This window comes from Stenotrophomonas sp. 05N423, from assembly GCF_056397145.1.
In genome coordinates, this window is record NZ_JBFTMV010000010.1 from 47,775 (window position 1) to 71,576 (window position 23,802).

Genomic DNA, 23,802 nt, shown 5'->3' on the forward strand with positions numbered 1-23,802 from the left:
GAAGTGGGAATCGGCGCATTTTACCGCGAAGGCGCGACCAGCCTCTCTTCCTGGGCAGGAGGCGTTGGCGCAGGGGACGGAATGCTGCCCCGGGCCGGTTCAACGCCGCCCTGTCCCGGCCCGGTGCGCCGTGCGTTCACGTACGCCGGAGCCAGCGGCCCGCACAGGCACCCTGCCTTCGCCCCGGAGGGAAGGAAAGAAATCAGGGCTTGCGCACCACCAGTTCGCCCCGCACCTCGGTGCCGTCGGACAGGCCCAGCGACAGCGGCACGCGCTGCCCTTCCTGCAGCGGCGCAGTTCCGTCCATCAACATCAGGTGCAGGCCGCCGGGCTTGAGCTCGGCGCTCTTCCCCGCCGCCACCGGCAAGCGCTCGACCTCGCGCATGCGGCTGACGCCATCGACCAGGGTGGTCTCGTGCAGGGACACGTCCTTGAACGCCGCGCTGCGCACCGAGGTTACTGCCACGTCCGCCTTGCAGGCATTGTCGATGCGGCCGAAACCGCCGGCCATGTGCGCCATCGCCGGGAAGCGGATCCAGCCCTCGGTCAGGCGCACGCAGGTGGATTCGGCCGCCTGCGCGGTGACAGTCGCCGCGAAGCTCGCCGCCGCCAACAGTACGCACGCGAATGGTTTGGTTATCATCGGACCATCGACTCCCTGCCGTATTCGAGGCCGCAGCATGACAACGCTCATCGACACGATCAACCACGGCTCCATCCGCGAACTGCGGCTGGCGCGCCCGCCGGTCAACGCGCTGGATACCGAACTGTGCCGCGCGCTCATCGCTGCGATGAACCAGGCCATGGCCGATGACGTGCAGGGTGTGGTGCTGTCCGGCAGCGAGCGCGTATTCACCGGCGGCATGGACGTGCCCTACCTGCTGCGCCACGGCGAAGACCGGCAACGGCTGATGGACAGCTGGCAGGCCTTCTTCGGCGCGGCGCGCACGCTGGCCGAAAGCCGCATTCCCGTCGTGGCCGCGCTGACCGGGCATTCGCCGGCCGGCGGCTGCGTGCTGGCGCTGTGCTGCGACTACCGGGTGATGGCGCGCAGCGTCGATCCGGCCAGGCCCTATGTGATCGGCCTGAACGAAGTGCAGGTGGGGCTGGTCGCGCCGGAAGGCATCCAGCGGCTGATGCGGCGCGTGGTCGGCATGCACCGCGCCGGCGTGCTGCTGGCCGGCGGCCAACTGGTCAGCGCCGAGCGCGCGCTGGAGATCGGGCTGGTGGACGAACTGGCCGACGGCGCCGCCGGCGTGGCCGCGCAGGCCATCGCCTGGCTGCAGGCGCAGCTGAAACTGCCGCGCCAGCCGATGCTGCAGACCCGCGCCATCGCCCGCGCCGACCTGCACGAAGCCATGCAGCCGCAGCACATCCAGCTGGAGCGTTTCGTCGAAGCCTGGTATTCGGCCGATGCGCAGGCCGCGCTGCAGGCGCTGGCCGCAAAGCTGGGCAAGGCCTGATCCTCGGGTAGGAGCGCACTTCAGTGCGCGAGGGGGCTTTCCCGGTGAAGCTCCTCGCGCACTGAAGTGCGCTCCTGCCGGTTCACGCTTGGCGGCATGGCCGCCTGGCCCTGCCCGCTATAATCGCCGCCTGTCGAAACCCAGGCCCGCCGTCTTGTCCTCCAACGCCGACCCCGTGGTACCCGAACTGATCGACCTGCTGTCGCTGGAGCGGCTGGAGGACAACCTGTTCCGGGGCCAGAGCCGCGACATCGGCACCAAGTACGTGTTCGGCGGGCAGGTACTGGGCCAGGCGCTGGCCGCTGCCCAGGCCACCATCGACAACGGCCGCCACGTGCATTCACTGCACGCCTATTTCCTGCGCGCCGGCAATATCGACCACCCGATCATCTACGACGTGGACCGCACCCGCGACGGTGGCAGCTTCTCGGTACGCCGGGTCACCGCGATCCAGCACGGCAAGGTGATCTTCTTCTGCGCGGCCTCGTTTCAGCAGGCCGAACACGGCGCCGAGCACCAGCACAAGATGCCCGAAGTGCCGCAACCGGAAGACATCGAGCCCAACCGCCCGCTGCCGCCGGAGGTGCTGGAGCGCCTGCCGGTGAAGGTACAGCGCTGGCTCTCGCGCGGCGGCCCGTTCGAGTTCCGCCATGTGTACCCCCGCGACGAACTCAACCCGCCCAAGCGCCCGCCTTACCACCAGGTGTGGATGCGCCTGAACGAGCGCGTCGGCGACGCGCCGGAACTGCACCAGGCGTTGCTTGCCTACGCCTCGGATTTCCACCTGCTGGGCACCGCCACCTTCCCGCACGGCATCAGCTACTACCAGCCGCACGTGCAGATGGCCTCGCTCGACCACGCCATCTGGTTCCACCGCCCGTTCCGCGTGGACGACTGGCTGCTGTACTCGCTCGACAGCCCCAGCGCGCAGGATGCGCGCGGCCTGGCACGCGGCCAGTTCTTCACCCGCGAAGGGGTGCTGGTGGCCAGCACCGCGCAGGAAGGGCTGATCCGCGTCGCGCCGCCGGCCGCCGGCGAAGGCAGCAAGGAATAAGCATGCGCAAGATCTTCACCAGCCAGCGCGTGGAGAACGCCGAAGGCGTGGCCAACATGCTGCGTGCGGCCGGCATCGAAGTGCGGCTGACCAACGGCCGTTCGTACCACAGCAAGCGCCGCGGCCAGTTCAGTTACCTGGACCGGAAGAAGGACGAGCAGCTGCCGACGGTCTGGGTGGTGCGCGCCGACGACCAGCCGCGGGCGCGCGAGATCCTGCGCGACGCGCGCCTGCTCGATACCACCCGCCGCGACCATCCGGTCGCCGAGTACGCCTTCCGCGATGTGCCGGCGCCGTCCGGCAGCCGCGGCTGGGCGTGGCGCATCCGCATCGCCCTGCTGGTGGTGATCGCCGGCGTGGCGCTGGTGATCATGCTGCGCCATCGCGGCACACAGGCGCCGCCGTCCACGCCGGCCCCGCAGGTACAGCCCGGACCGGGCCAGGACAGCGAGGACGGCTTCCGCGTGCGCATCCAGCCCCGCGATCCAGCGCCCGCCCCGGCTCCGCCGCCGAAACCCTGATCCGCGACGTGGCGGTCACATCGGCCGGCGGCCTCCGTCCTGTCCTGCAGACCACCGGGAGCCGCCCATGACCGCCACCACGCTCGAATCCCTGCTGCACCACGAACTGCCCGCCGCCCGCGGCGGCTGCGCGCAGTCCTACGGTCGCATCGTGGTGGCCTGCCAGAACACGGTGACCGCCATCGCGCTGGCCATCACCCGCGACGTGCAGGCCAGCGAGGACATCGCCCAGGAAGCCTTCATCAAGGCCTGGCAGCAGCTCAACCAGCTCAACAACACCGCCAGCTTCCTGCCCTGGCTGCGGCAGATCACCCGCAACCTGGCCCGCGACTGGCTGCGCGCCAACCGCAACCGCCCGCTCAGCGGCGAGGCCGCCGAGATCGCCATCGGCATGGCCGCCGACCCCACGCCCGGCGCCGCCGAGGCGATGGCACGCGTGGAGGAAGAACTGGCCGCCGAGGAAATCATCTCCGCCCTGCCCGAGGACAGCCGCGAAGCGCTGCTGCTGTTCTACCGCGAAGGCCAGAGCTCGCAGCAGGTCGCCGCGCTGCTGGGATTGAGCGACGCAGCGGTGCGCAAGCGCCTGTCGCGCGCGCGCGCCACGGTGCGCGAGGAAATGCTGAGCCGCTTCGGCGAATTCGCGCGCTGCAGTGCGCCGGGTACCGCGTTCGCCGCGGCGATCGGCTCGCTGCTGATGGTGGCCGCGCCGGGTACCGCCAGCGCCGTGGTCATCGGCAGCACCGCCGGCCTTGCCGGCGCCGGCAAGCTCGGTGCCGGCGGCATGGGCGCCACCGCCGTGGGCGGCGGGGCGGCAGGCGGCTCATTGGGCATGCTCGTCAATACGCTGATGGCCGACGGCTTCCACTTCGGCCTGGCGCTCGGCGCCACGATCGGCGGCACCGCGGCCGCCTGGCTGGGCGGGCTGTACCTGCTGCGCTACGCCGAGTCATCGGCCGAGCGCGCCCAGGTCCAGCATTTCATGCGTCTGCACACCACCACCGCCGCCGTGTTCTGCGGCAGCACGCTGCTGGTCGTGGTGCTGCAACTGGGCCTGGTCACGTCGCTGGCGACGCTGGCGCTGGGCATGTGCGCGATCAACTACCAGTACCTGGTGACGCTGCCGCGGATCATGGGACCGATGCTCGCCCGCGACGCCGCCCGCCACGGCCGCAGCGGTCCCAGTCGTGTGTACAACAGCCTGTTCGGCCGCAGCGCGGTGATCGTTTCCAGTGCGCTGGTCATCGCCGCGGTGCTGTTCGTGCTGCTCAAGCGCTGACGGCGGACCCAACGACCATAAAGAAGAACGCCCCGCCTGCTGGCGGGGCGTTCTTCGATCGGCCACTGCGTGTGGGTTACTTCGCCGCCGGCGCCTGCATCGGGCGCGGCCCGTGCGATCCCATCCTGGCGCGCGCGGCCTCCAGTTCGGCCGGGCTCAGCTTGCCGTCCTTGTCGGTGTCGGCATTGCGGAACCATTCCTCGCGGCGCTGCTTGGCGCGCGCTTCGCGGTCTGCCTGGTCGATGAAGCCGTCCTTGTTGACGTCCATGCGCTCGAAGAAGGCCTGGTACTCGGCGGCGCTGACGCGGCCGTCGTGGTTGCTGTCCATCATCCGCAGGAAGCCCTGGCCACCGTGCCCGCGATGGTGGCGCCCCATGCCGCGGTGGCCGTCGCCGCCACGGGCATGCCAGCGCGGCATCTCATCGCGCGACAGCTTGCCGTCCTTGTTCTTGTCCAGTTCGTCGAAACGCTGCGCCAGGCGCGGGTTGGCGGCAGCCTCCTGGCGGTCGATCACGCCATCGCCATTGGCGTCCAGCCGCGCCGGGGCCGCTTTCTGCGCGGATGCGGGTGCAGCCAAGGCGACGCCGGTGGCGGAGGCGGCCATCAGCACGGCCAGCAGGATCAGGGGTTTGCGGTGGGTCATGGGTCTGGCTCCGGTGGTGGAAGATCGGACGCATCATCTGCGGCCTCGGGGTAATCAACGCCCGCCGGCCGCATGCGTTGACGCCGATGCGGATGTGTTCATGGCGCAGACAGGCCGCCCACGCGCAATCCGCCGGGTCCGCCACAGGAATTGAGACTACCGGCCGTTATGCTGTCGCCATGGCCCTGCACGGCGACTCCAACGAAGAACTGCGCCTGTTCCAGACCGGCGAACACCCCTGCGGCTATTTCCCCGAGCGGCGCGCGCGCGATCTCGTGCTCGATCCGCAGGACAGCCGGCTCGGTGAGTTGTACCCGATGGCGCTGGGCTGGGGCTTCCGCCGCTCCGGCGACCTGGTCTACCGGCCGCACTGCCAGCAGTGCCGCGCCTGCATGCCGGTGCGGGTGCCGGTGGAGCGCTTCACGCCCGACCGCAGCCAACGCCGCTGCCTGGCACGCAACGACGATCTCGAATGCCGCGTGCTGCCGGCCGAGCGCACCGACGAGCAGTTCGCGCTGTACCGGCGCTACCTCGCCGCGCGCCACGCCAAGGGCGGCATGGACGACCACGGTCCGCACGAGTTCGACCAGTTCCTGATCGGCGGCTGGTCGCATGGGCGCTTCCTCGAAATCCGCACCGCGGGCAGCGATGGCCGGCGCGGCCGGCTGCTGGCGGTCGCCGTCACCGATGTCACCCCGCTGGGCTTGTCGGCGGTCTATACGTTCTTCGATCCGGACGAACGCGCGCGCGGCCTGGGCACCTACGCGATCCTGCAGCAGATCGACTGGGCGCGGCGCAACCGCCTTCCCCATCTGTACCTGGGCTACTGGATCGACGGCCACCGCAAGATGGACTACAAGCGCCGCTACCGGCCGCTGGAATGTTTCGATGGCAGGCGCTGGCTCGACGCGGACATGAGTGACGACGCGCCCCCATAGGCGGCGCCGCTGCCATCCCGTCTTCATCATCCGGATGCGAGAATGCCGCCATGAACAGACACTCCCTGCTCCTGGCCCTGACGATGCTCTGCGCCGCCTGCACCAGCACCGTCCCCACCGCTACGGACACGCCCACCGCCACCGCGCAGCTGCGGCTGGCGACCTACAACACCTCGCTGTACTCGGACGACGCCGGTGGCCTGATCCACGAACTCGAAGGTGACAGCGCGCACGCGCGCAAGATCGCGGCGGTGCTGCAGCGGGTCCGCCCGGACCTGGTGCTGCTCAACGAATTCGATTTTGACGACGCCCATCGCGCCGCCGACCTGTTCCAGCAACGCTATCTGGAAACGCCGCAGGCCGGCGGCGGCCAGGCGCTGCGCTATCCCTATCGTTACCTGGCCCCGGTCAACACCGGCGTACCCAGCGGACTGGACCTGGACAACAACGGCACGGTCGGCGGCAAGGGGCGCGAACGCGGCAACGACGCATGGGGCTACGGCCTGCACCCGGGCCAGTACGGCATGCTGGTGCTGTCGAAGTACCCGATCGACACCGCGGCCGTGCGCAGCTTCCAGTTGCTGAAGTGGAGCGCCATGCCCGGCGCGATCCGCCCGCTCGACCCGCAGACCGGCAAGCCGTTCTGGAACGACGCGGTCTGGTCGCAGCTGCGGCTTTCGTCCAAATCGCATTGGGACGTGCCGGTGCGCACGCCGCTGGGCACGGTGCACGTGCTCGCCTCGCACCCGACGCCGCCAGTGTTCGATGGCAGGGAAAAGCGCAACGCCGCGCGCAACCATGACGAGCTGCGGCTGTGGAAGGAATATCTCGACGGCGGCGACACGCCGTGGCTGTGCGACGACCAGGGCCGCTGCGGCGGGCTGGCGGCGGATGCGCGTTTCGTCATCGTCGGCGACCTCAACAACGACCCGGTGGACGGCGATGGCCGCCACGATGCCATCCTCGAACTGCTCGAACACCCGCGCGTGCTGCGCTACCCGACCCCGACCAGCATCGGCGGCGAGCAGACCAGCCTGGCCTATGCGGCAAAGGGCATCGTACGGCGCGGCGCACCGCAGCACGCCACCGGCGACTTCGGCCCGCGCTCGGGCACGATGCGGCTGGACTACGTGCTGCCCTCGACCGGTTTCAGCTACGTCGAAGGCGGGGTGTTCTGGCCGGCCGACGGCAGCCCGGAAGCGGCGATCGCCGACGGCAGCGACCATCATCTGGTGTGGGTGGACGTGCGCTGAGGCTGCACGCAACGCAACGAAGGTCATAACGAAGAACGCCGGCGATCGCCGGCGTTTTTCATTACACCTGCAGGAGCCGGTCAGCGCAGTTCGATGCCGATGGCCGCAGCCGCCTCGCGGGCGATGGCGCGGGCCTGGTCCACGTCCGCGGCGCGCGCCAGGGTGACGCCGACGCGGCGCTGGCCCTGCACCACCGGCTTGCCGAACAGGCGCAGCGCGGTATCCGGCGCGCGCAGCGCGGCATCGACGCCGCTGAAGAACGGCACGCCACTGCCCTGCGCCAGCATCGCGCACGAAGCCGCCGGGCCATGGTGGCGGATGGTCGGAACCGGCAGGCCGAGGATGGCGCGCGCGTGCAGCGCGAATTCGCTCAGTTCCTGCGAGGCCAGTGTCACCAGCCCGGTGTCGTGCGGGCGCGGGCTGACTTCGCTGAACCACACGTCGTCGCCCTTCACGAAGAACTCCATGCCGAACACGCCCCAGCCGCCGAGATCGTCGGCGATGGCGCGCGCCACGTCCTGCGCGCGTTCCAGCGCCTTGGCCGACATCGGCTGCGGCTGCCAGCTTTCGCGGTAGTCCCCGTCCTTCTGCAGGTGGCCGATCGGATCGCAGAACGAAGTACCGCCGGCGTGACGCACGGTCAGCAGGGTGATCTCGTAGTCGAAATCGATGAAGCCTTCGACGATGCAGCGCCCGGCACCGGTGCGGCCGCCGGTCTGCGCGTAGTCCCAGGCCGGCCCGATGTCGGCGACGCCGCGCACGGTGCTCTGGCCCTTGCCCGAGGACGACATCACCGGTTTGACCACGCACGGCAGGCCGATGGCGGCCACCGCGTCGCGGTATTCGGCCTCGGTATCGACGAAGCGGTAGGGCGATGTCGGCACGCCCAGCGTCTCGGCGGCGAGCCGGCGGATGCCTTCGCGGTCCATGGTCAGGCGCGCGGCGCGCGCGGTGGGGATCACCCGCAGGCCCTGCGCGGCTTCCAGTTCCACCAGGGTCTGGGTATGGATGGCCTCGATCTCGGGCACCACCAGATGCGGCTGTTCCTGCGCGATCACCGCGCGCAGCGCCGCCGGGTCGAGCATGTCGATGACGTGGCTGCGGTGCGCGACCTGCATCGCCGGCGCGTCCGCATAGCGGTCCACGGCGATGACTTCCACCCCGAAGCGCTGCAGTTCGATCGCCACTTCCTTGCCCAGTTCGCCCGAACCGAGCAGCAGCACGCGGGTGGCGGAAGGAGACAGCGGGGTACCGAGCGTCGTCATCGGGCAGGTCCAGGCAGGGAGGAAGGGCCGCACATTCTAGCCATCCCCCCTCGGTCAGCCGGCACTTGCAACCTGATATCAATTTGATATCTTTCCATCCAACCACCACGGAAGACGTGCCATGAAAGAGAAGTCCATCGGTTCCCTGCCCGGTATCCCTACCCTGCTCGGCTCGCTCGTCCTGATGCTGGCCGGCGTCGCCGCCCTGGTCTACGCGGTGGTACTCGCCAAATCCGGCAGCGGCGGCGGTGGCGTGATGGCCGGGAGCGGCATCGTGCTGCTGCTCGCCGGCCTGCTCCTCAGCAGCGGCCTGTACATGATCCAGCCCAACCAGGCCGCGGTGCTGAGCCTGTTCGGCAAGTACGTGGGCACGGTCAAGGACAACGGCCTGCGCTGGAACAACCCCTTCTTCACCAAGAAGAAGGTCAGCCAGCGCGTGCGCAACTTCGAGAGCGGCAAGCTCAAGGTCAACGAACTGGACGGCTCGCCCATCGAGATCGCCGCGGTGATCGTGTGGCAGGTGGTGGATGCCTCCGAGGCCGTCTACAACGTCGACGACTACGAGAGCTTCGTGCACATCCAGTCCGAGTCGGCGCTGCGCGCGATGGCCACCAGCTACCCCTACGACCAGCATGAGGAAGGGCAGCTCTCGCTGCGCAGCCATGCCAGCGAGATCTCCCAGCACCTGAAGGACGAACTGGCCGAGCGCCTGGCCGATGCCGGCGTGCAGGTGCTCGACGCGCGCATCAGCCACCTCGCCTACGCCCCGGAAATCGCCCAGGCGATGCTGCAGCGGCAGCAGGCCAACGCGGTGATCGCCGCGCGCCAGCGCATCGTCGCCGGCGCGGTGGGCATGGTCGAGATGGCGCTGGCCGAACTGCAGAAGAGCGGCGTGGTGCAGCTGGACGAAGAACGCAAGGCGCAGATGGTCGGCAACCTGCTCACCGTGCTGTGCTCGGACCGCGGTACCCAGCCGGTGGTCAATACCGGTTCGCTGTACTGAGGCACTCCGGATGAATGATGTACTCGCCCCGCTGATCATCGCCCTCACCGGTCTGCCGGCCCTGGGCATCGCCGCCTGGAGCAGCCGTGACGGCAGCCCGCACGCGCGCGGCCTGGGGCTGCGCTGGGCGCTGATCGGGTTGAGCCTGTTCGTCGGCGCCATCGCCCTGTACCTGGCCGCCGGCAACCGCATGGCCACCCATGCCGTGGTGATCGCGCTGGTGGTGGCCGTCAACGCGCTGGGCGTCGCGCTGGTCCTGCACCTGCGCCGCGCACCGGCGGGGACGAAACGGCAGTGAGCGAGAAGAAGGCCTACCCGCTGCGCATCAACGCCGACGTGCTGGCGGCGGCACAGCGCTGGGCCGACGACGAGCTGCGCAGCCTCAACGCGCAGATCGAGTACGTGATACGCGACGCCCTGCGCAAGGCCGGGCGGCTGCCCGCACCGAAGAACCAATCCAGCGAGGAAGAACCATGAATAAGCAGTGGAAGTATCTCGTCGTCAAAGTGGACACCAGCGTATTCGGTGGTTTCAAGATGGAAACCCTGCAGGAGGAACTGGACAAGCAGGGCCGGCTCGGCTGGGAACTGGTCAACGTGGTGCACTCCATGCCCGGCTACTCCTCGCCGACCCTGCTGTTCAAGAGGGAAGCCTGAGATGAAACGCCTGCAGGCATGGATCGCCAGCGCGGCGATCGCGGTCGCGGCCACCGCATCGGCCGCCGATTCTCCCGTCGCCCTGGCCACGCGCCTGCTCGACCAGTTGGACGCCGGCCAGTACGCCGCCGCCGAAGCCATGTTCGCACCACAGATGAAGGCCGCCGTACCCGCCGAAAAACTCAAGGCCGTGTGGGGGTCGCTGCCCGCGCAGATGGGTGCGGCCGGCAAGCGTGGCGCGGCGGAAACCAGCCAGGCCGATGGCTTCCGCATCGTCGTCGTTCCACTGGAGTACGCGCACGGCGGCCTGCAGGCGCGGGTGGTGCTGGACCAGGACGACCGCGTCGCCGGCTTCCTGGTGCAGCCGGCGCCACCGCCGCCGCCCCCGCCGGTCACCGATGCCGCCGTCACCGAGCAGACCATCACCCTGCCCGCGCCGGTCTCGGGCAAGCCGGGGCTGCCGGGCACGCTGACCCTGCCCAAGGGCAAGGGACCGTTCCCGGCGGTGGTGCTGGTGCATGGATCGGGGCCACAGGACCGCGATGAGACCATCGGCGCCAACCGTCCGTTCCTCGACATCGCGCGCGGCCTCGCCACGCAGGGCATCGCCTCGCTGCGCTACGACAAGCGCACGCAGGCGCGGCCGCAGGATTTCCGCGACGGCATCGACGTCGACGGCGAGACCACCGACGATGCCGTCGCGGCTGTTGCGGCGCTGGCCGGCAATGCCGGCATCGACCACCGGCACATCTACGTTCTTGGCCACAGCCAGGGCGGACTGCTCGCCGGCCGCATCGCCAGGAACAGCCAGGGCAAAGTGGCGGGCCTGATCCTGCTGGCCGCGCCCGCGCGCCCGATCCTCGATCTGCTGGGCGAACAGAACCGCTACATGGCCAACCTCGACGGCAGCATCAGCACCGAGGAGCAGGCGCACCTGGATGCGCTGGACGCGGCCATCGCCAAGGTCCGCCAGGACCCCGAGGCCAGGCTGCTGGAACTGCCCGGCCGCTATTGGCAGCAGCTGGAACAGGTCGATCCCGTCGCCGACGCGCGCGACAGCACGCTGCCGGTGCTGCTGTTGCAGGGCGGCCGCGACTTCCAGGTGATCGATACCGACTGGCAACGCTGGAAACAAGGGCTGCAGGGACCGCGCTACAGCTTCCATCTCCATCCCTCGCTCAACCACCTCGGTATCGCCGGCGAGGGCAAGGGGACGCCGGACGAATACAGGAAGCCTGGCCATGTCGATACCACGCTGATCGACGACATCGCGCACTGGGTGAAGGCACAGCCGTGAATCCGCACGCGGCCACGCCGTCGTGGAAGATCGACCTGAAGATGGCCAGCGTGCTCGCGCTGGCCGCGGCGCTCGCCACGGCCGGACTGTTCCCCTACCTGCTGCAGCTCATGCCGGAAAAGCTGGCGCGCATTCCGCTGCCCCTGCCGGTACTGGTGATCGCACAATCGCTGCAGGCCTTCGTGCTGCTTGGCGTGCTGTCGCTGCTGGGCCTGCGCATGGGCCACCGGCTCGGCCTGGGCGCACCACTGCTACAGCGCTGGTGCGGCGGCGAAAACAGCAGCGCGCAGCGCCCCGTGCCGCTGCAGGCCATCCTGCTCGGCGGCGTGTCGGGCATGGTCGTGCTGCTGTGCGCGCAATGGATCGATCCGTGGCTGCCGGCGATGCTCAATCCGCCGCAGCCCACGCCTGCCGGCTCGTCGGCACTCAATGGCCTGCTGGCCTCGTTCTACGGCGGCATCGCCGAAGAACTGCAGCTGCGGCTGTTCCTGATGACACTGATGCTGTGGGTCGTGGCCCGCCTTCGCCGACGCATGCCGGGCGATACGGGCTTCCACATCGCCATCGTGCTGGCTGCCGTGCTGTTCGGCGTCGGCCACCTGCCTGCCGCCGCGCACATCTGGGGGCTGGATGCCGTGGTCGTGCTGCGCACCCTCACCCTGAACGCCCTGGTCGGCATCGTCTGCGGCTGGTTGTACTGGCGGCGCGGGCTGGAGATGGCGATGCTCGCCCATTTCAGCGCCGACATCGTGCTGCACGTGCTGGCGCCCCTGCTGGGGACCGGTGCGCCATGACGTTTCCCGGAGGAACCCGAGCCATGCCAACCGCAACGCAAGCCCCGAAGAACTACCCGGTCGCCCCGCCAACCGGCGTGCCGATGGTGATCCTGTGGGCAATCCTGCTGGCGGCGATCGGGCTGCCGCTGGCCTTGATGCTCGGCAACAAGGGAGTGACGTATCTGGCGAGCGCCCGCGCCTGGCTGGGCCCGGCACTGGTGTCGCTGACCGGCGTGATAGTGAGTCTGGCCTACCTGCGCCGGCGCATCACGCTCGATGGCGGCGGTCTGGTCATCCGCTCCACGTTCTATACCAGGACCGTGGCCGTCAGCGCGATGCGGCTGGAGCGCGCGCGCATCGTCGACCTGGCCGAACACGGGGAGCTGAAGCCGGCGATCAAGACCAATGGCTACAGCCTGCCGGGCTTCCGCTCCGGCCACTTCCGCATGCGCGATGGCGGCAAGGCGTTCTGCCTGATCACCGACAGCAGCCGCGTGCTGGCGCTGCCGCTGCGCGACGGCAGCCTGGTACTGCTCAGCCCCGAACAACCGCGGCAGCTGCTGCAGCAACTGGAACAACTGGCCGGTATCGGCCACCGCGATTAAGCTGGCCGCATGCGCCCTGCTCCACGCCTGCTGCTCAATACCCCCGACGTCGAACTGTGGCCCGGCGGCCTGCTGCGCGCACGCAGCAGCCACGACGCGCGCCTGCTCGCGCGCGCGCGCGCGGTAGTGCGCCGCAAGCGTGACGGCCGCTATCTGGCGGCGCTGCTGCCGGAAGGGCTGATGCCGATGGTCGAGCGCCTGGCCCGCGAACCCGGCGTCGAAGCGGCGCTGCAGCGCCTGGACGACCCGCGGCTCCGGCGCGGCCCGCCCACGGAAACGCCGCTGCCGCTGGATCGCCTCAACGAACGTCTGCACTACCTCGGCCTGGACGAAAGCTATGCCGACAGCAGTGGCCTGGCCCTGATCGCCGAGCCTTCGTGCCTGTCCTTCGCCGGCCTGGACCGCTATCGCCGCGCCCTGTGGCTGACCCGCGCCGCCGCGCACGCCTGGCAACGCCTGCGCGATGCCGCCGCGACCGACGGCATCGCGCTGGATGCGATCTCCGGCTACCGCAGCCACGACTATCAACTGGGCATCTTCGAGCGCAAACGCGCGCGCGGCCTCAGCGTGGCGGAGATCCTCACCGTCAATGCGGCACCCGGCTACAGCGAACATCATGGCGGCAACGCGCTGGACATCGGCACACCCGGCGAACCGCCTGCGGAAGAATCGTTCGAACGCACCCCTGCCTTCGCCTGGCTGCAGGCAAAAGCCGGCGACTTCGGCTTCCGCATGAGCTACCCGCGCGACAACCCGCACGGCATCGTCTACGAGCCGTGGCACTGGTGCTTCGTCGGCGCCCCCCGGTGAACGGACCACCGGTGCCGTCGCCCGGGAATCCGCGCCGGCTCGCCGCGCGGATCCTGGCGATCATCACGACGGGGATCGCCGCCCTGCTGGCGGGCATCAGCTTCTACTCGCTTTCCGGCCTCATGGGCTGTGGCGGCGGCTACCTGTTCGTATCCGCGCTGATCGCACTGGGCGGCCTGCTGCTGGTCACGCTCGCCATCACCCTCGCCGTGGACTGGCGGGTGATCCGATGGCTGCTGCCGACACTGTTGCTGATGGGGCTGGCGGCTCGCATCGCCCTGTTGCTCATGCCCGTGGTCCATTGCCCCTATCCGGGCTGACGCTCAATCCTGCGAGCGGTTGGTCTTCGCGCCGCCGGCCTCGGCGAAATCGGCGATCCGCCACAGGTAGAGGCTGGCCCAGGTACGGTACGGCCCCCAGCACTCGCCGCGGGCCTGCAACTCGCGCGGCGTGGGCATCGTCTCGCCACCATCGATCCGCTGCGCGCCCTTGCGGATGCCCAGGTCGTCGATCGGCAGGATGTCGGGCCGGCCGAGCCGGAACATGAGCATCATCTCCACCGTCCAGCGGCCGATGCCGCGGATCGGCACCAACGCCTCGACGATGGCGTCGTGGTGCATCCAGGCCATCTGCCGGGTCGAGGGAATTTCCCCGGCCTGCTCGCGCCGCGCCAGATCGCGCAGCGCCAGCGCCTTGTTGCCGGACACGCCGCAGGCGCGCAGGTCGGTGTCGTCGATGCGGGCCAACGTATCGGCATGCAGGCGCGGGCTGCCGATCGCTGCCTCCACCCGCCCGACGATGGTCGAAGCCGCCTTGCCGCTGAGCTGCTGGAACAGGATGGCGCGCGCCAGCGCATCGACCGGATCGAATGGACGCCGCCATCCCGTTGGCGCCTCCAGCGGGCCGACGCGCCGGATCCAGCCGGCCAGGCGCCGGTCGCGGCGCTGCAGGTGCGCCAGCGCCTGCTCCACGTCGAAACCACGCGGATGTCGGGGCATCGGGCTTACCGCCTCAGCGCGCTGAGCGCCAACAGCACCCAGCCGGCCATCAGCGCGGTCCCGCCGGCCGGTGCCAGGCGTGTCGGCCACAGCCCCAGCGCGCCGCCAGCCACGCTACCTGAGAACAGTAGAACACCCAGCAGCAGCACATAGAGCGCCGTGCGCCCGGCCGCGTTCAACGACGCCGGGCCGAGCACCGCCAGCACGGCGCCATGGCCGAAGGCATACAACGCGGCGGTATCGAGATGGGATTGCGCCAGCGGATCGCTCACCGCATGCGAAGCATAGGCCGACAATCCCACCGCCGATGCCGCCAGCAGCGCCCCGCAGAACGCCAGCAGCGAGGGTTTGCGCACCCTCCGTTCCAGTCCCAGCATCATCATCCCCCCCCGGTTGGTCGGCCACCGCAGCGTGGCCCATGATCGCCCGGACGCTGATCGCATCGCCTGCCTGGACGCGCGTCCGCTTGTCGCCAGGCAGGGAAGAGGCAACAAAAAACGCGCCGCTGAAGGCGGCGCGTTTTCTGTGCATCACTTCATTCTTTCCGCGACGGGCCGGTTACTTGACCGACCAGTACACGTCGTAGGTGCCGTCGGTGGTGAAGGCCTTGTCCACGCCACCCTTCCACGATTCGTACGGACGGTCGATCACTTCGTAACCGGCGGTGGTCGCCCAGGCGCGCAGCGCGTTGCGTGCGACATCCAGGCCCGCCATGTGGCCGGTGTAGGACGCGAACGCCGAGCGATGCGCATCGGCATGCACGTAGGTGACCGGGTTGCCGGACGGGATCTTCACCTCGAGCTTGGCGTCGGCCGCGGCACCGGCCTTGCGGACCGGCTGGGCCACGTCGAACGCGTACTTCTCGGCGCCGAAGTCGGTGGTCACGATGCGCACCGGGCCGGCAGCCTCAAGGCCGTTGGCTTCCATCGCACGCTTGATCCACTCCTGGTTGTCCTGGATCGACTTGCGGATGCTCTCGTTGCTGCGGTCGATGTTGCCGGCGTTGACCACCAGCAGCTCTTCGGCCGGCACGTCCACGACCTTCAGGTCGGTCAGCGGGGCTTCGGCGGCGCGGTAGTCGACGTTCGGCACCGAGGCGAGCATGTTGGCCAGGCGCGACAGGCCCAGCTTCAGGTCGTCGCCGATGTGGCGGCTGACGTACAGGCCGGCGTAGCGGCCGAACAGGTCGAAGCCATAGTCGACGGTGTAGTCCTGGGTGATCTTGACGTTGCGGTCGTTCTTGCCCGTCGGCTCCAGGGTGAAGGTGGTGACCTTGTCCTTGCCCTTGGTGGCGTCCTGGATGGCGATCGCGACGCGCTTGTTCTGCTCGCTGTCGGTGATCTCCCAGCTGCCCGAGCCCAGCTCCTTGGAGCTGAAGTCCATGCGGGCGCCCTTGCCGGCGTCCGGGCCGCTGTACTTCAGCTCGATGCCCTTGTCACGCAGCACCAGCGGGTTCCAGTCCTTGAAGCGGCGCAGGCTGTTGACCGTGTCGTACACGATCGTCATCTTGCGGTTGGTTTCGATGCTTTCGGAAATATGGCGCTCGCCCGGCAGGCACACGCCAATGAGGACGAACAGGCCAGCCACGATCCCCAAGGCGATCAGGAACTCGATAATACGGGTCATTCAGGAGTCTCCGGGGCCGATCCCACGGCCGGGTTGATGAAGCGAAGCCCCCATCCTATCAGGCTTTGCGCAGGTTGTTGACGGATTTGGCGCACCGGTTTCCATGTCCGGTGCAGGCATGCGGGCCGAAGGCCGTAAAGGGCACCCCCTCGGCCTCCGCGGCCATCCACGATGTCACGCGATGGCCTGGATGGCGAGGGGTCCGGCTCGGAGCATTTTCCCTCCACTGGCGGCCTTCGCACCAGTCATTCCATGAGATTCATTCGAAAGCAGGTTCCGCCATGTCGGCTGCCCGGCCGGTGCCTGCCACCGGACATGACCGTATGGCCCGCCGCTCACACCAGCTGCAGCTCGAACGCCTTGAGCACCGCCCGGGTGCGGTCGCGCACGCCCAGTTTGCTCAGGATGTTGGAGACGTGGTTCTTGATGGTGCCCTCGGCCACGCCCAGCGAATTGGCGATCTCCTTGTTGGAGAAGCCGCTGGCCATCAGCCGCAGGATCTCGGTCTCGCGGTCGGTCAGCGGGTCCGGCCGGTCAAGGCTGACGAACTCGTTGCGCATGTGCTCCAGCCCCGACAGCAGGCGCTGGGTCACCGCCGGCTGCACCAGCGAGCCGCCATCGGCCACGGTGCGAATCGCCCCGACCAGCTGCTCCAGGGTCACGTCCTTGAGCAGATAGCCCTTGGCGCCGGCCTTGAGCCCGGCCAGCACCAGCTGGTCGTCGTCGAAGGTGGTCAGGATGATCGCCGGCGGCAGTTGCCCCAGCCGCGACAGGGTCTGCAGCGCCTCCAGGCCGGACATCACCGGCATGCGCATGTCCATCAGCACCACATCCGGCGCCACCTGCGGGATCATCTCCACGGCCTGTCGGCCGTCGGTGGCCTCGGCCACCACCTCGATGCCGTCATCCAGCGCCAGCAGCGAACGGATGCCCTGCCGTACCAGGGTTTGGTCATCGACCAGACAGACGCGGATCATCAGTTCACTCCTTGCGGCCCGGAGGCCAGCATCATATTGGTTGCCACCGGCAGCGAGGCGCGAAGGTGGAAGCCTTCGCCACGCCGTGCCGACACGTCCAGTTCGCCGCCATATTGCGCCAGGCGCTCGCGCATGCCGCGCAGCCCGTTGCCGGGCAGGATGTCCTCCACCTCGCCACCGACGCCGTCGTCGCGGGCGTCGATCACGATCCGCTCGCGGCTGCGCTCGACCCGGATCCACAGGTTGCGGGCGCCGGCATGGCGCACCGCGTTGGTGATGACTTCCTGGGTGCAGCGCAGCAGCACATGGGCGCGCTCGGGGTCTTCCACGCTCAGCGGGTCGTCCATGTCCAGGTGGATTTCGAGCGAAGGCACCCGCTCGGCCAGCGGCCGCAACGCCGCGGCCAGGTCGATCGCGCCGCTCTCGCGCAGCTGGCTGACCGCCTCGCGCACGTCGGTGAGCAGCAGCTTGGCCAGGGTATGCGCCTGGCGCACGTGCTCCTGCGCCTGGCCCTCGGTGATATGGCCGGCCACTTCCAGGTTCAGGCTCAGCGCGGTCAGGTGGTGGCCGAGCAGGTCGTGCAGTTCGCGCGAGATGCGGGTGCGCTCGTTGACGCGGGCGCTCTCGGCCAGCAGCAGGCGGGTGGCACGCAGCTCGGCGTTGAGCCGGCGTTGCTCTTCGCGGGCCTGGGTCTGTTGCCGCGCCACCAGGCTGGTCACGAAGATGAACATCGAGAACCCGGCGTACAGCAGCGACTGCAGGAGCGCCTCGAACAGCGGCAGCCCCAGGATCAGGTTGTAGACCGGCAGCACCGCCAACTGGCTGAGCACCAGCCAGACGATGCCGACCCGCCGGCTCAGCAACCAGGGAATCACCCCAGCCGCGACCATCAGCAGGATGCTGCCCAGCCCGGTGACGCTCAGGTAGCTCACCGCCAGCCCCGACAGGGTCAGCACCAGCAGCGCCAGCCGGTCGTACCAGCTGGTGTGACCGCCGGCGCTCAGCCCACGGGTCAGCCAGAAGTAGCAGCCGCCGAACGACAGGTAGGCGGCCAGCAGCCAGGTCGCCTCGCCCAGGCTCGGCGGCAGCTCGCCTTCGGCCGGCGCGTACTGGGTATAGAGCAGCGGCAGGCTGACCAGGCCCCAGGTGAACAGGCCGGCCAGGCGCAGGACGCGGGTATGGCTTAGATATCCCAACATGCGTGCATGGTAAGGAGCGCGGAGCGTTTGCGCCCTCCCACGGAAGTCATGCCCGGCCAGTGCTCGCCCGGTCCGGCCGGCCATGCGATAATCGCCGGCCAGCCCCACTCCTCACTCGGGGCCGACCGTTTCACCCACGGAGTCACAATGTCGATCGTCATCCGCGACGTGCGCGAGCACGAGCTCGATTCCGTCCTGGCACTGAACAACAACGCCGGCCTGGCCATCCTGCCGCTGGATGCCGCCAAGATCCGCCGCTTCTACGAAACCGCCGAATATTTCCGCGTCGCCGAGCGTGACGGCAACATGGCCGGTTTCCTGGTCGGCTACGGCAGCGACAGCGAGCACGACAGCTGCAATTTCGCCTGGTTCCAGCAGCGCTACCCCAGCTTCTTCTATATCGACCGCATCGTGGTCGCCAGCCGCCGCCGCGGCGGTGGCGTCGGCCGCGCGTTCTATGCCGACGCCCAGAGCTACGCCGAGCTCCGCTACCCGCAGATGGCCTGCGAGGTGTTCCTGGACCACGGCGCCGACGCCGCGCTGCTGTTCCATGGCAGCTTCGGCTTCCGCGAGGTCGGGCAGAACACCATGCCCGAAGTGGACGTGCGCGCCAGCATGCTGCTCAAGGACCTGTGCAGCTACGAATGGGTGAAGGAAACCTATGGCGACAACCTGCCCGACGTTCCATGGGTGGGCCACACACGCCGGCCCATGCAGCAACGGCCGACGGGAACCTGAGATGGCAGTGAATCCGGATTACGAACAGGCAGGCGAACTGAAGATCGGGCAGGTAGGCATCGCCAACCTGCGCATCCGCACCCTCGATGTGGAACGGCTGGTACAGGAAATGCGCGAGCGCGTGGCGCGCGCGCCCAAGTTGTTCGGGCGCGCCGCGGTCATCCTCGACTTCGGCGGCCTGAGCCGCGTTCCCGACCACGCCACCGCCCAGGCGCTGCTGGACGGGCTGCGCGATGCCGGCGTGCTGCCGGTGGCGCTGGCCTATGGCACCACGGAAGTCGAACAGCTTTCCGTCCAGCTCGGGCTGCCGCTGCTGGCCAAGTTCCGCGCCCAGTACGAGCGTGCCGAGGCCGCGCCCGCCGCCACGCCGACGCCGCCCCCCGCACCGGCACGCCGCGCGCCCGAACCGGCGCCAGCGCCCGCGGCTCCCTCCGCTCAGCCCGGCCGCATGCAACTGGGTGCCGTGCGCTCGGGCCAGCAGCTGTATGCCGAGAACGGCGACCTGACCGTACTCTCAACGGTGGGTGCAGGCGCCGAGGTGATCGCCGACGGCAGCATCCACATCTACGGTACCCTGCGTGGCCGCGCCCTCGCCGGCGCGCAGGGCAATACCGGCGCCCGTATCTTCTGCCGCGACTTCCACGCTGAACTGGTCGCGATTGCGGGACGATACAAGGTGCTGGACGATATTCCCGACAACCTGCGCGGCAAGGCCGTGCAGGTCTGGCTGGAACAGGACCAGATCATGATCGCTGCGCTGGATTGACGCGCAGCCCACCACGGAACATTCAGGAGAAATCCTTTGGCTGAAATCATCGTAGTCACCTCCGGCAAGGGCGGCGTCGGCAAGACCACCTCCAGCGCCAGCCTCGCGTGCGGCCTGGCCCGCCGCGGCAAGAAGGTCGCCGTCATCGACTTCGACGTCGGCCTGCGCAACCTGGACCTGATCATGGGTTGCGAGCGCCGGGTGGTGTACGACTTCGTCAACGTCGTCCATGGCGAGGCCACGCTGAAGCAGGCCCTGATCAAGGACAAGCGCTTCGACAACCTGTACGTGCTGGCCGCCTCGCAGACGCGCGACAAGGATGCGCTGAACAAGGAAGGCGTGGAGAAGGTGCTCAAGGACCTGGCCGCCGACGGTTTCGACTTCATCATCTGCGACTCGCCAGCCGGCATCGAGAAGGGCGCCTTCCTGGCGATGTACTTCGCCGACCGCGCCGTGGTCGTGGTGAACCCGGAAGTGTCCTCGGTGCGCGACTCGGACCGCATCATCGGCCTGCTCGACTCCAAGACCGCCAACGCCGAGGCCGGCAAGAACGTGCCCGCCTTCCTGCTGCTGACCCGCTACAGCCCCTCGCGCGTGGAAAGCGGCGAGATGCTCAGCATCAGCGACGTTGAGGAAGTGCTGGGGCTGAAGGCCATCGGCGTGATCCCCGAGTCCGGCGACGTGCTCAACGCCTCCAACAAGGGCGAGCCGGTGATCCTGGACACCGAATCCATGGCCGGCCAGGCCTATGAGGACGCGGTCGGCCGCATCCTTGGCGAGGAGCGCCCGATGCGCTTCATTTCCGTGGAGAAGAAGGGCTTCTTCAGCAAGCTGTTCGGAGGGTGACGATGGGACTTTTCGACATCTTCAAGGCCAAGAAGAGCACGGCCGAGACCGCCAAGAACCGCCTGCAGATCATCATCGCCCAGGAACGCAGCACCCGCGGCGGCCCGGACTACTTGCCGCTGCTGCAGCGCGAGCTGCTGGAAGTGATCAAGAAGTACGTCAACATCGACGCCGAGGCGGTCAAGGTCGATCTTGTCAAGGATGGCGAGCACGACGTGCTCGACATTTCCGTGGCCCTGCCCGAAGGCCCGCAGAACTGATTCCCGTGCCCGGGGCCGCATGCCGGCCCCGGCTGCCCATGCCGATGTCCATATCGCACGCCACCGAGCCCGCCGCCATCCTGTGCGTGGGCGATATCGCCTGGGACGACGCGGCCGCCCTGCTCGCCCGCCACGGCCTGCGCCTGAACCGGGTCGAGGACGGGCAGAAGATTCCCGGCAGCTACTGGGGCGAACCCGAGGCCGGCATCATCGCCACCGACGTCCATGTGCGCGCCGACACGCCGGTGCACTCGATGCTGCACGAAGCCTGCCACCTGATCGTGCTGCCGCCCGAGCGGCGCGCGCTCGTGCATACCGACGCCACCGATTCGGTGCCCGAAGAAGACGCCACCTGCTACCTGCAGATCGTGCTGGCCGGGCAACTGCCCGGCGTCGGCAGCGCGCGCCTGATGGCCGACATGGATGCATGGGGCTATACGTATCGGCTCGGCTCGACGCAGGCATGGTTCGAGCAGGATGCCGACGACGCGAAACAGTGGCTGATCGAACGCGGGCTGCTGCCGGCGTAAAGAGAAAGCCCCCTCCCCTGGGGAGAAGGGACGCCACTGCAATGTAGAGGCGGGGGTTGCCCCGTGGGACTTCACTCGCAAGGCATCACACTGCAGGAGCGCATTTCAGTGCGCGATCGGGCAATCCCGGGAAAACCTCATCGCGCACTGAAGTGGGCTCCTGCACGGTCGCGGTGTCACGGCAACGACGCGCCCATGTCCAGCGTGACACGGGTGCCGCGCTCCGGGCCGGAGTGGATGTCCAGCTTCCAGCCCAGGTGCTCGCACAGGCGGCCGATCAGGTCCAGGCCGATGCCGGTACGCATGTTGCGTTCGCCGCGTGCGATCTTGGCGTAGGCCGCGGCCACTTCCTCGGGGCTCATGCCATGCCCCGGGTCCTCGATGGTCACCACCGCCCGCGGCGTCAGCGACATGCGGATCACGCCGCGGTCGCTGTTCTCCAGCGCGTTGCGCAGCAGGTTGCCGACCGCCGCCTGCACCACACCGACCGGCGCCACGATCATGCAGGGCGCCGATTCCGTCACCTGGACCGACAACTCCTTGCCGCCAGCGAGATACGCATGGTCGGCGACGATCTCCGGCAGCAGCTGGTCCAGCGCCAGCGGCTCGCTCAACGCCGCCAACCGCGCCGGTTCGCGGGCCAGCAGCAACATCAGCTGGATCAGCTGCTCCATGCTGGACGCGGTGCTGCGCACCCGCTGCAACTGCTGGCGCGCGCGCGGCGGCAGCTCGGGCTGCTCCAGCGCCAGTTCGGCCGCGCCGGTGATCACCGCGATGGGCGTTCGCAGTTCGTGGCTGGCCGTGCTGATGAAGGCGCGCTCGCGCTCGACGAAGCGTTCGTTGCGCTCCAGGTAGTCGTTCACCGAGTCGGCGATCACCTCCATCTCGGCGCTGCCGCGCGCGGTGACCTGCACCCGCTGGCCGCTGCGCTCGGGCTGCAGTCCGCCGATGTCGCCGGCCAGTTCGACCAGCGGCCGTACCAGCCGGTTCATGCCGACCCAGGCCATCACCAGGGTGACGATCGCCATCGCGATACCGGCCAGTACCGCCCAGCGGGTGATGAAGTGCTCCAGTTCGGCGAAATCGGTGATGTCCAGCACCAGCATCGTGCGGCCGAAATCGCTGGTCTCGCGCACCATGACCGCGCTGCGGTGCCCTTCCAGCCACACGCCGTCATGCAGCCCCGGCATCAGGTGCGCCAGCACGTCCGGAATCCCGTGTGCGTCGTGGTCGCTGAAGAAATGCAGGGTGTCCGAGTTCTGCCAGCGGTAATCCGGATCGATGCGCTTGTTGGCGATCACGCTGTCCAGTTCGGAATTGAGCAGCGCCCGCCATACCGAATGCTCGGCGCGTTCGTGCACGTAGTTGGCGGCGCTGAACACCACCAGGGTCAGCAGCGCCAGATAGCTGGCCAGCCAGCCCAGCAGCTTGCGCCGCAGCGTCCGCCGCTTCATTGCCCGTCCGTCCCGGCCATCGCCGACGCGCTGGGCGCGCACAGGCGATAGCCCACGCGCGGCAGGGTGTGCAGCAGCTTCTCCTCGAACGGACCATCGACGCTGCGGCGCAGTTCGTAGATGTGCGAGCGGAGCATGTCGCCGTCGGGCGGCTCCTCGCCCCACAGCGCGTACTCGAGCTGGTCGCGCGGCACCGCGGCCGGGCTGGCACGCATCAGCACTTCCAGCAGCTTTCTGCAGGCTGGATACAGGTGCAGCGGCTGGCCGGCACGCTGTACTTCCAGCGTGGCCAGGTCCAGGCGCAGATCGTGCACTTCCAGCACCTTGCGCGGGTTGCGCCCGTACGTGCGCGCCAGCACCGCATCCAGCCGCACTTCCAGCTCTGGCAGGGCGAAAGGCTTGGTCAGGTAGTCGTCGGCACCGGCGCGGAAGCCGGCGATCTTGTCGGGCAGTTCGTCGCGGGCGGTGAGCATGATCACCGGCACCTCGGAGCGGTGCTCCTCGCGCAGGCGCCGCAGCACCTCCGGCCCTTCCATGCGCGGCAGCATCCAGTCCAGCAGGATCGCGTCGTAGGCCTGGGTCGCGGCCAGATGCAGCCCGGTCACACCATCGGGCGCGACATCGAGCACATGGCCGCGCGCCTCGAAATAGTCGAAAAGATTGGCGATCAGGTTGCGATTGTCTTCGATGACCAGCAGCCGCATGTGCAGAACCCTTGGAAGAACGATGCCCCGCCCCGCCGGTTGGGCACGCTCCAGCGCCATTGAGAGGCATCCGGGCAGCAGCGGGACGGGAAAGCGCGCCCATCGTAGCCGCAGCGGTGGTCGGAGCGACGTCGAAACAGGTGA

The 23,802-nt window shown here is 68.8% G+C and carries 30 protein-coding genes; 20 read left to right on the top strand and 10 right to left on the bottom strand.

Going from position 1 to position 23,802, the window contains the following annotated elements; genetic code table 11:
- Positions 1-202: 202 nt before the first annotated feature.
- Positions 203-643: a copper chaperone PCu(A)C gene (locus AC1DGW_RS14540; protein WP_478024272.1), complete on the bottom strand. Its 441-nt coding sequence runs from the start codon at positions 641-643 to the stop codon at positions 203-205.
- Positions 644-680: 37 nt separating this feature from the next.
- On the opposite strand from AC1DGW_RS14540, the gene AC1DGW_RS14545 reads away from it, so the two are divergent.
- From AC1DGW_RS14545 to AC1DGW_RS14560, 4 genes are all read left to right on the top strand, one after another.
- Positions 681-1,463: an enoyl-CoA hydratase/isomerase family protein gene (locus AC1DGW_RS14545; protein WP_478024275.1), complete on the top strand. Its 783-nt coding sequence runs from the start codon at positions 681-683 to the stop codon at positions 1,461-1,463.
- A 154-nt stretch (positions 1,464-1,617) separates the two neighbouring features.
- The gene (gene tesB / locus AC1DGW_RS14550; protein WP_478024278.1) at positions 1,618-2,517 is read left to right on the top strand and encodes an acyl-CoA thioesterase II; all 900 of its coding nucleotides are present in this window, start codon (positions 1,618-1,620) and stop codon (positions 2,515-2,517) included.
- A 2-nt stretch (positions 2,518-2,519) separates the two neighbouring features.
- Positions 2,520-3,038 carry a putative signal transducing protein gene (locus AC1DGW_RS14555; protein WP_478024280.1) on the top strand — a complete coding sequence of 173 codons (519 nt, stop codon included), beginning with the start codon at positions 2,520-2,522 and terminating at the stop codon, positions 3,036-3,038.
- 67 nt (positions 3,039-3,105) lie between these two features.
- The gene (locus AC1DGW_RS14560; protein ID WP_478024282.1) at positions 3,106-4,314 is read left to right on the top strand and encodes an RNA polymerase sigma factor; all 1,209 of its coding nucleotides are present in this window, start codon (positions 3,106-3,108) and stop codon (positions 4,312-4,314) included.
- 76 nt (positions 4,315-4,390) lie between these two features.
- On the opposite strand, the gene AC1DGW_RS14565 is transcribed toward AC1DGW_RS14560, so the two are convergent.
- Complete coding sequence (locus AC1DGW_RS14565) at positions 4,391-4,957, bottom strand: EF-hand domain-containing protein (protein WP_478024285.1); 567 nt, start codon at positions 4,955-4,957, stop codon at positions 4,391-4,393.
- A gap of 179 nt (positions 4,958-5,136) precedes the next feature.
- Here AC1DGW_RS14565 and AC1DGW_RS14570 point away from each other — a divergent pair, with 179 nt between their 5' ends.
- Positions 5,137-5,895: an arginyltransferase gene (locus AC1DGW_RS14570; protein WP_478024287.1), complete on the top strand. Its 759-nt coding sequence runs from the start codon at positions 5,137-5,139 to the stop codon at positions 5,893-5,895.
- 50 nt (positions 5,896-5,945) lie between these two features.
- Positions 5,946-7,148, top strand: coding sequence for an endonuclease/exonuclease/phosphatase family protein (locus AC1DGW_RS14575; RefSeq protein WP_478024289.1), 1,203 nt, complete (start codon positions 5,946-5,948; stop codon positions 7,146-7,148).
- 80 nt (positions 7,149-7,228) lie between these two features.
- On the opposite strand, the gene purT is transcribed toward AC1DGW_RS14575, so the two are convergent.
- The gene (gene purT, locus AC1DGW_RS14580; RefSeq protein ID WP_478024291.1) at positions 7,229-8,413 is read right to left on the bottom strand and encodes a formate-dependent phosphoribosylglycinamide formyltransferase; all 1,185 of its coding nucleotides are present in this window, start codon (positions 8,411-8,413) and stop codon (positions 7,229-7,231) included.
- A 121-nt stretch (positions 8,414-8,534) separates the two neighbouring features.
- Between purT and AC1DGW_RS14585 the strand changes: the two genes are divergently transcribed.
- From AC1DGW_RS14585 to AC1DGW_RS14625, 9 genes are read left to right on the top strand one after another with little or no spacing between them, the layout of a single operon-like run.
- Positions 8,535-9,416, top strand: a complete 882-nt coding sequence (locus tag AC1DGW_RS14585; RefSeq protein WP_478024294.1) for an SPFH domain-containing protein — start codon at positions 8,535-8,537, stop codon at positions 9,414-9,416.
- 10 nt (positions 9,417-9,426) lie between these two features.
- Complete coding sequence (locus tag AC1DGW_RS14590; RefSeq protein ID WP_478024298.1) at positions 9,427-9,714, top strand: hypothetical protein; 288 nt, start codon at positions 9,427-9,429, stop codon at positions 9,712-9,714.
- The gene (locus AC1DGW_RS14595) at positions 9,711-9,893 is read left to right on the top strand and encodes a type II toxin-antitoxin system antitoxin (protein WP_478024301.1); all 183 of its coding nucleotides are present in this window, start codon (positions 9,711-9,713) and stop codon (positions 9,891-9,893) included. The genes AC1DGW_RS14590 and AC1DGW_RS14595 overlap by 4 nt, the downstream gene beginning before the upstream one ends.
- On the top strand, positions 9,890-10,072 hold the full coding sequence (locus tag AC1DGW_RS14600; protein WP_433852060.1) for a DUF4177 domain-containing protein: 183 nt from the start codon (positions 9,890-9,892) through the stop codon (positions 10,070-10,072). Before AC1DGW_RS14595 ends, AC1DGW_RS14600 begins: the two co-directional genes overlap by 4 nt.
- Position 10,073: 1 nt before the next feature.
- Positions 10,074-11,369 carry an alpha/beta hydrolase gene (locus AC1DGW_RS14605; RefSeq protein ID WP_478024307.1) on the top strand — a complete coding sequence of 432 codons (1,296 nt, stop codon included), beginning with the start codon at positions 10,074-10,076 and terminating at the stop codon, positions 11,367-11,369.
- Positions 11,366-12,163, top strand: a complete 798-nt coding sequence (locus tag AC1DGW_RS14610; protein WP_478024311.1) for a CPBP family intramembrane glutamic endopeptidase — start codon at positions 11,366-11,368, stop codon at positions 12,161-12,163. The genes AC1DGW_RS14605 and AC1DGW_RS14610 overlap by 4 nt, the downstream gene beginning before the upstream one ends.
- A 23-nt stretch (positions 12,164-12,186) precedes the next feature.
- Positions 12,187-12,750, top strand: coding sequence for a PH domain-containing protein (locus tag AC1DGW_RS14615; RefSeq protein ID WP_478024314.1), 564 nt, complete (start codon positions 12,187-12,189; stop codon positions 12,748-12,750).
- A gap of 9 nt (positions 12,751-12,759) precedes the next feature.
- Positions 12,760-13,560 (top strand): M15 family metallopeptidase, encoded by an 801-nt coding sequence (locus tag AC1DGW_RS14620; RefSeq protein ID WP_478024317.1) that lies wholly within the window; start codon positions 12,760-12,762, stop codon positions 13,558-13,560.
- Positions 13,557-13,880, top strand: coding sequence for a hypothetical protein (locus tag AC1DGW_RS14625; RefSeq protein ID WP_478024319.1), 324 nt, complete (start codon positions 13,557-13,559; stop codon positions 13,878-13,880). The genes AC1DGW_RS14620 and AC1DGW_RS14625 overlap by 4 nt, the downstream gene beginning before the upstream one ends.
- Positions 13,881-13,883: 3 nt before the next feature.
- On the opposite strand, the gene AC1DGW_RS14630 is transcribed toward AC1DGW_RS14625, so the two are convergent.
- From AC1DGW_RS14630 to AC1DGW_RS14650, 5 genes are all read right to left on the bottom strand, one after another.
- A complete protein-coding gene (locus tag AC1DGW_RS14630) occupies positions 13,884-14,558 on the bottom strand; it encodes a DNA-3-methyladenine glycosylase family protein (protein ID WP_478024321.1) in 675 nt (224 codons plus the stop codon).
- A 5-nt stretch (positions 14,559-14,563) separates the two neighbouring features.
- A complete protein-coding gene (locus AC1DGW_RS14635; RefSeq protein WP_478024506.1) occupies positions 14,564-14,935 on the bottom strand; it encodes a DUF423 domain-containing protein in 372 nt (123 codons plus the stop codon).
- 181 nt (positions 14,936-15,116) lie between these two features.
- Positions 15,117-16,184, bottom strand: a complete 1,068-nt coding sequence (locus AC1DGW_RS14640) for a polyketide cyclase (protein WP_478024324.1) — start codon at positions 16,182-16,184, stop codon at positions 15,117-15,119.
- Positions 16,185-16,519: 335 nt separating this feature from the next.
- Positions 16,520-17,161 (bottom strand): response regulator, encoded by a 642-nt coding sequence (locus AC1DGW_RS14645; RefSeq protein ID WP_055764345.1) that lies wholly within the window; start codon positions 17,159-17,161, stop codon positions 16,520-16,522.
- Positions 17,161-18,360 (bottom strand): sensor histidine kinase, encoded by a 1,200-nt coding sequence (locus AC1DGW_RS14650; RefSeq protein ID WP_478024327.1) that lies wholly within the window; start codon positions 18,358-18,360, stop codon positions 17,161-17,163. Before AC1DGW_RS14650 ends, AC1DGW_RS14645 begins: the two co-directional genes overlap by 1 nt.
- 147 nt (positions 18,361-18,507) lie before the next feature.
- Here AC1DGW_RS14650 and AC1DGW_RS14655 point away from each other — a divergent pair, with 147 nt between their 5' ends.
- The 5 genes from AC1DGW_RS14655 to AC1DGW_RS14675 are packed head-to-tail and all read left to right on the top strand — an operon-like array spanning position 18,508 to position 21,500.
- The gene (locus tag AC1DGW_RS14655) at positions 18,508-19,098 is read left to right on the top strand and encodes a GNAT family N-acetyltransferase (protein WP_478024330.1); all 591 of its coding nucleotides are present in this window, start codon (positions 18,508-18,510) and stop codon (positions 19,096-19,098) included.
- A 1-nt stretch (position 19,099) separates the two neighbouring features.
- Positions 19,100-19,864 carry a septum site-determining protein MinC gene (minC, locus tag AC1DGW_RS14660; protein ID WP_478024333.1) on the top strand — a complete coding sequence of 255 codons (765 nt, stop codon included), beginning with the start codon at positions 19,100-19,102 and terminating at the stop codon, positions 19,862-19,864.
- Between the two features lie 36 nt (positions 19,865-19,900).
- On the top strand, positions 19,901-20,710 hold the full coding sequence (minD, locus tag AC1DGW_RS14665) for a septum site-determining protein MinD (protein WP_478024335.1): 810 nt from the start codon (positions 19,901-19,903) through the stop codon (positions 20,708-20,710).
- 2 nt (positions 20,711-20,712) lie between these two features.
- Positions 20,713-20,970 carry a cell division topological specificity factor MinE gene (gene minE, locus AC1DGW_RS14670; protein ID WP_478024338.1) on the top strand — a complete coding sequence of 86 codons (258 nt, stop codon included), beginning with the start codon at positions 20,713-20,715 and terminating at the stop codon, positions 20,968-20,970.
- 44 nt (positions 20,971-21,014) lie between these two features.
- Positions 21,015-21,500, top strand: a complete 486-nt coding sequence (locus AC1DGW_RS14675; RefSeq protein ID WP_478024340.1) for a hypothetical protein — start codon at positions 21,015-21,017, stop codon at positions 21,498-21,500.
- Between the two features lie 176 nt (positions 21,501-21,676).
- Here the strand turns inward: AC1DGW_RS14675 and AC1DGW_RS14680 are convergent, their stop codons facing one another.
- Both AC1DGW_RS14680 and AC1DGW_RS14685 read right to left on the bottom strand, forming a co-directional pair.
- Positions 21,677-22,954, bottom strand: a complete 1,278-nt coding sequence (locus AC1DGW_RS14680; RefSeq protein WP_478024343.1) for a sensor histidine kinase — start codon at positions 22,952-22,954, stop codon at positions 21,677-21,679.
- Positions 22,951-23,658, bottom strand: a complete 708-nt coding sequence (locus AC1DGW_RS14685; protein WP_478024348.1) for a response regulator transcription factor — start codon at positions 23,656-23,658, stop codon at positions 22,951-22,953. The genes AC1DGW_RS14680 and AC1DGW_RS14685 overlap by 4 nt, the downstream gene beginning before the upstream one ends.
- Positions 23,659-23,802: the final 144 nt, after the last annotated feature.

Excerpts from the sequence above, each read along its gene's own strand:
- AC1DGW_RS14560 (WP_478024282.1), top strand. The coding sequence starts at position 3,106 with ATGACCGCCACCACGCTCGAATCCCTGCTGCACCACGAACTGCCCGCC.
- AC1DGW_RS14555 (WP_478024280.1), top strand. The coding sequence starts at position 2,520 with ATGCGCAAGATCTTCACCAGCCAGCGCGTGGAGAACGCCGAAGGCGTG.
- AC1DGW_RS14585 (WP_478024294.1), top strand. The coding sequence starts at position 8,535 with ATGAAAGAGAAGTCCATCGGTTCCCTGCCCGGTATCCCTACCCTGCTC.
- AC1DGW_RS14615 (WP_478024314.1), top strand. The coding sequence starts at position 12,187 with ATGCCAACCGCAACGCAAGCCCCGAAGAACTACCCGGTCGCCCCGCCA.
- minC (WP_478024333.1), top strand. The coding sequence starts at position 19,100 with ATGGCAGTGAATCCGGATTACGAACAGGCAGGCGAACTGAAGATCGGG.
- AC1DGW_RS14565 (WP_478024285.1), bottom strand. The coding sequence starts at position 4,957 with ATGACCCACCGCAAACCCCTGATCCTGCTGGCCGTGCTGATGGCCGCC.
- AC1DGW_RS14575 (WP_478024289.1), top strand. The coding sequence starts at position 5,946 with ATGAACAGACACTCCCTGCTCCTGGCCCTGACGATGCTCTGCGCCGCC.
- AC1DGW_RS14605 (WP_478024307.1), top strand. The coding sequence starts at position 10,074 with ATGAAACGCCTGCAGGCATGGATCGCCAGCGCGGCGATCGCGGTCGCG.
- minE (WP_478024338.1), top strand. The coding sequence starts at position 20,713 with ATGGGACTTTTCGACATCTTCAAGGCCAAGAAGAGCACGGCCGAGACC.
- AC1DGW_RS14630 (WP_478024321.1), bottom strand. The coding sequence starts at position 14,558 with ATGCCCCGACATCCGCGTGGTTTCGACGTGGAGCAGGCGCTGGCGCAC.
- AC1DGW_RS14685 (WP_478024348.1), bottom strand. The coding sequence starts at position 23,658 with ATGCGGCTGCTGGTCATCGAAGACAATCGCAACCTGATCGCCAATCTT.
- AC1DGW_RS14590 (WP_478024298.1), top strand. The coding sequence starts at position 9,427 with ATGAATGATGTACTCGCCCCGCTGATCATCGCCCTCACCGGTCTGCCG.
- AC1DGW_RS14545 (WP_478024275.1), top strand. The coding sequence starts at position 681 with ATGACAACGCTCATCGACACGATCAACCACGGCTCCATCCGCGAACTG.
- AC1DGW_RS14640 (WP_478024324.1), bottom strand. The coding sequence starts at position 16,184 with ATGACCCGTATTATCGAGTTCCTGATCGCCTTGGGGATCGTGGCTGGC.
- AC1DGW_RS14650 (WP_478024327.1), bottom strand. The coding sequence starts at position 18,360 with ATGTTGGGATATCTAAGCCATACCCGCGTCCTGCGCCTGGCCGGCCTG.
- AC1DGW_RS14635 (WP_478024506.1), bottom strand. The coding sequence starts at position 14,935 with ATGCTGGGACTGGAACGGAGGGTGCGCAAACCCTCGCTGCTGGCGTTC.
- AC1DGW_RS14600 (WP_433852060.1), top strand. The coding sequence starts at position 9,890 with ATGAATAAGCAGTGGAAGTATCTCGTCGTCAAAGTGGACACCAGCGTA.
- AC1DGW_RS14570 (WP_478024287.1), top strand. The coding sequence starts at position 5,137 with ATGGCCCTGCACGGCGACTCCAACGAAGAACTGCGCCTGTTCCAGACC.
- AC1DGW_RS14675 (WP_478024340.1), top strand. The coding sequence starts at position 21,015 with ATGTCCATATCGCACGCCACCGAGCCCGCCGCCATCCTGTGCGTGGGC.
- purT (WP_478024291.1), bottom strand. The coding sequence starts at position 8,413 with ATGACGACGCTCGGTACCCCGCTGTCTCCTTCCGCCACCCGCGTGCTG.
- AC1DGW_RS14680 (WP_478024343.1), bottom strand. The coding sequence starts at position 22,954 with ATGAAGCGGCGGACGCTGCGGCGCAAGCTGCTGGGCTGGCTGGCCAGC.
- AC1DGW_RS14645 (WP_055764345.1), bottom strand. The coding sequence starts at position 17,161 with ATGATCCGCGTCTGTCTGGTCGATGACCAAACCCTGGTACGGCAGGGC.
- AC1DGW_RS14655 (WP_478024330.1), top strand. The coding sequence starts at position 18,508 with ATGTCGATCGTCATCCGCGACGTGCGCGAGCACGAGCTCGATTCCGTC.
- AC1DGW_RS14620 (WP_478024317.1), top strand. The coding sequence starts at position 12,760 with ATGCGCCCTGCTCCACGCCTGCTGCTCAATACCCCCGACGTCGAACTG.
- AC1DGW_RS14540 (WP_478024272.1), bottom strand. The coding sequence starts at position 643 with ATGATAACCAAACCATTCGCGTGCGTACTGTTGGCGGCGGCGAGCTTC.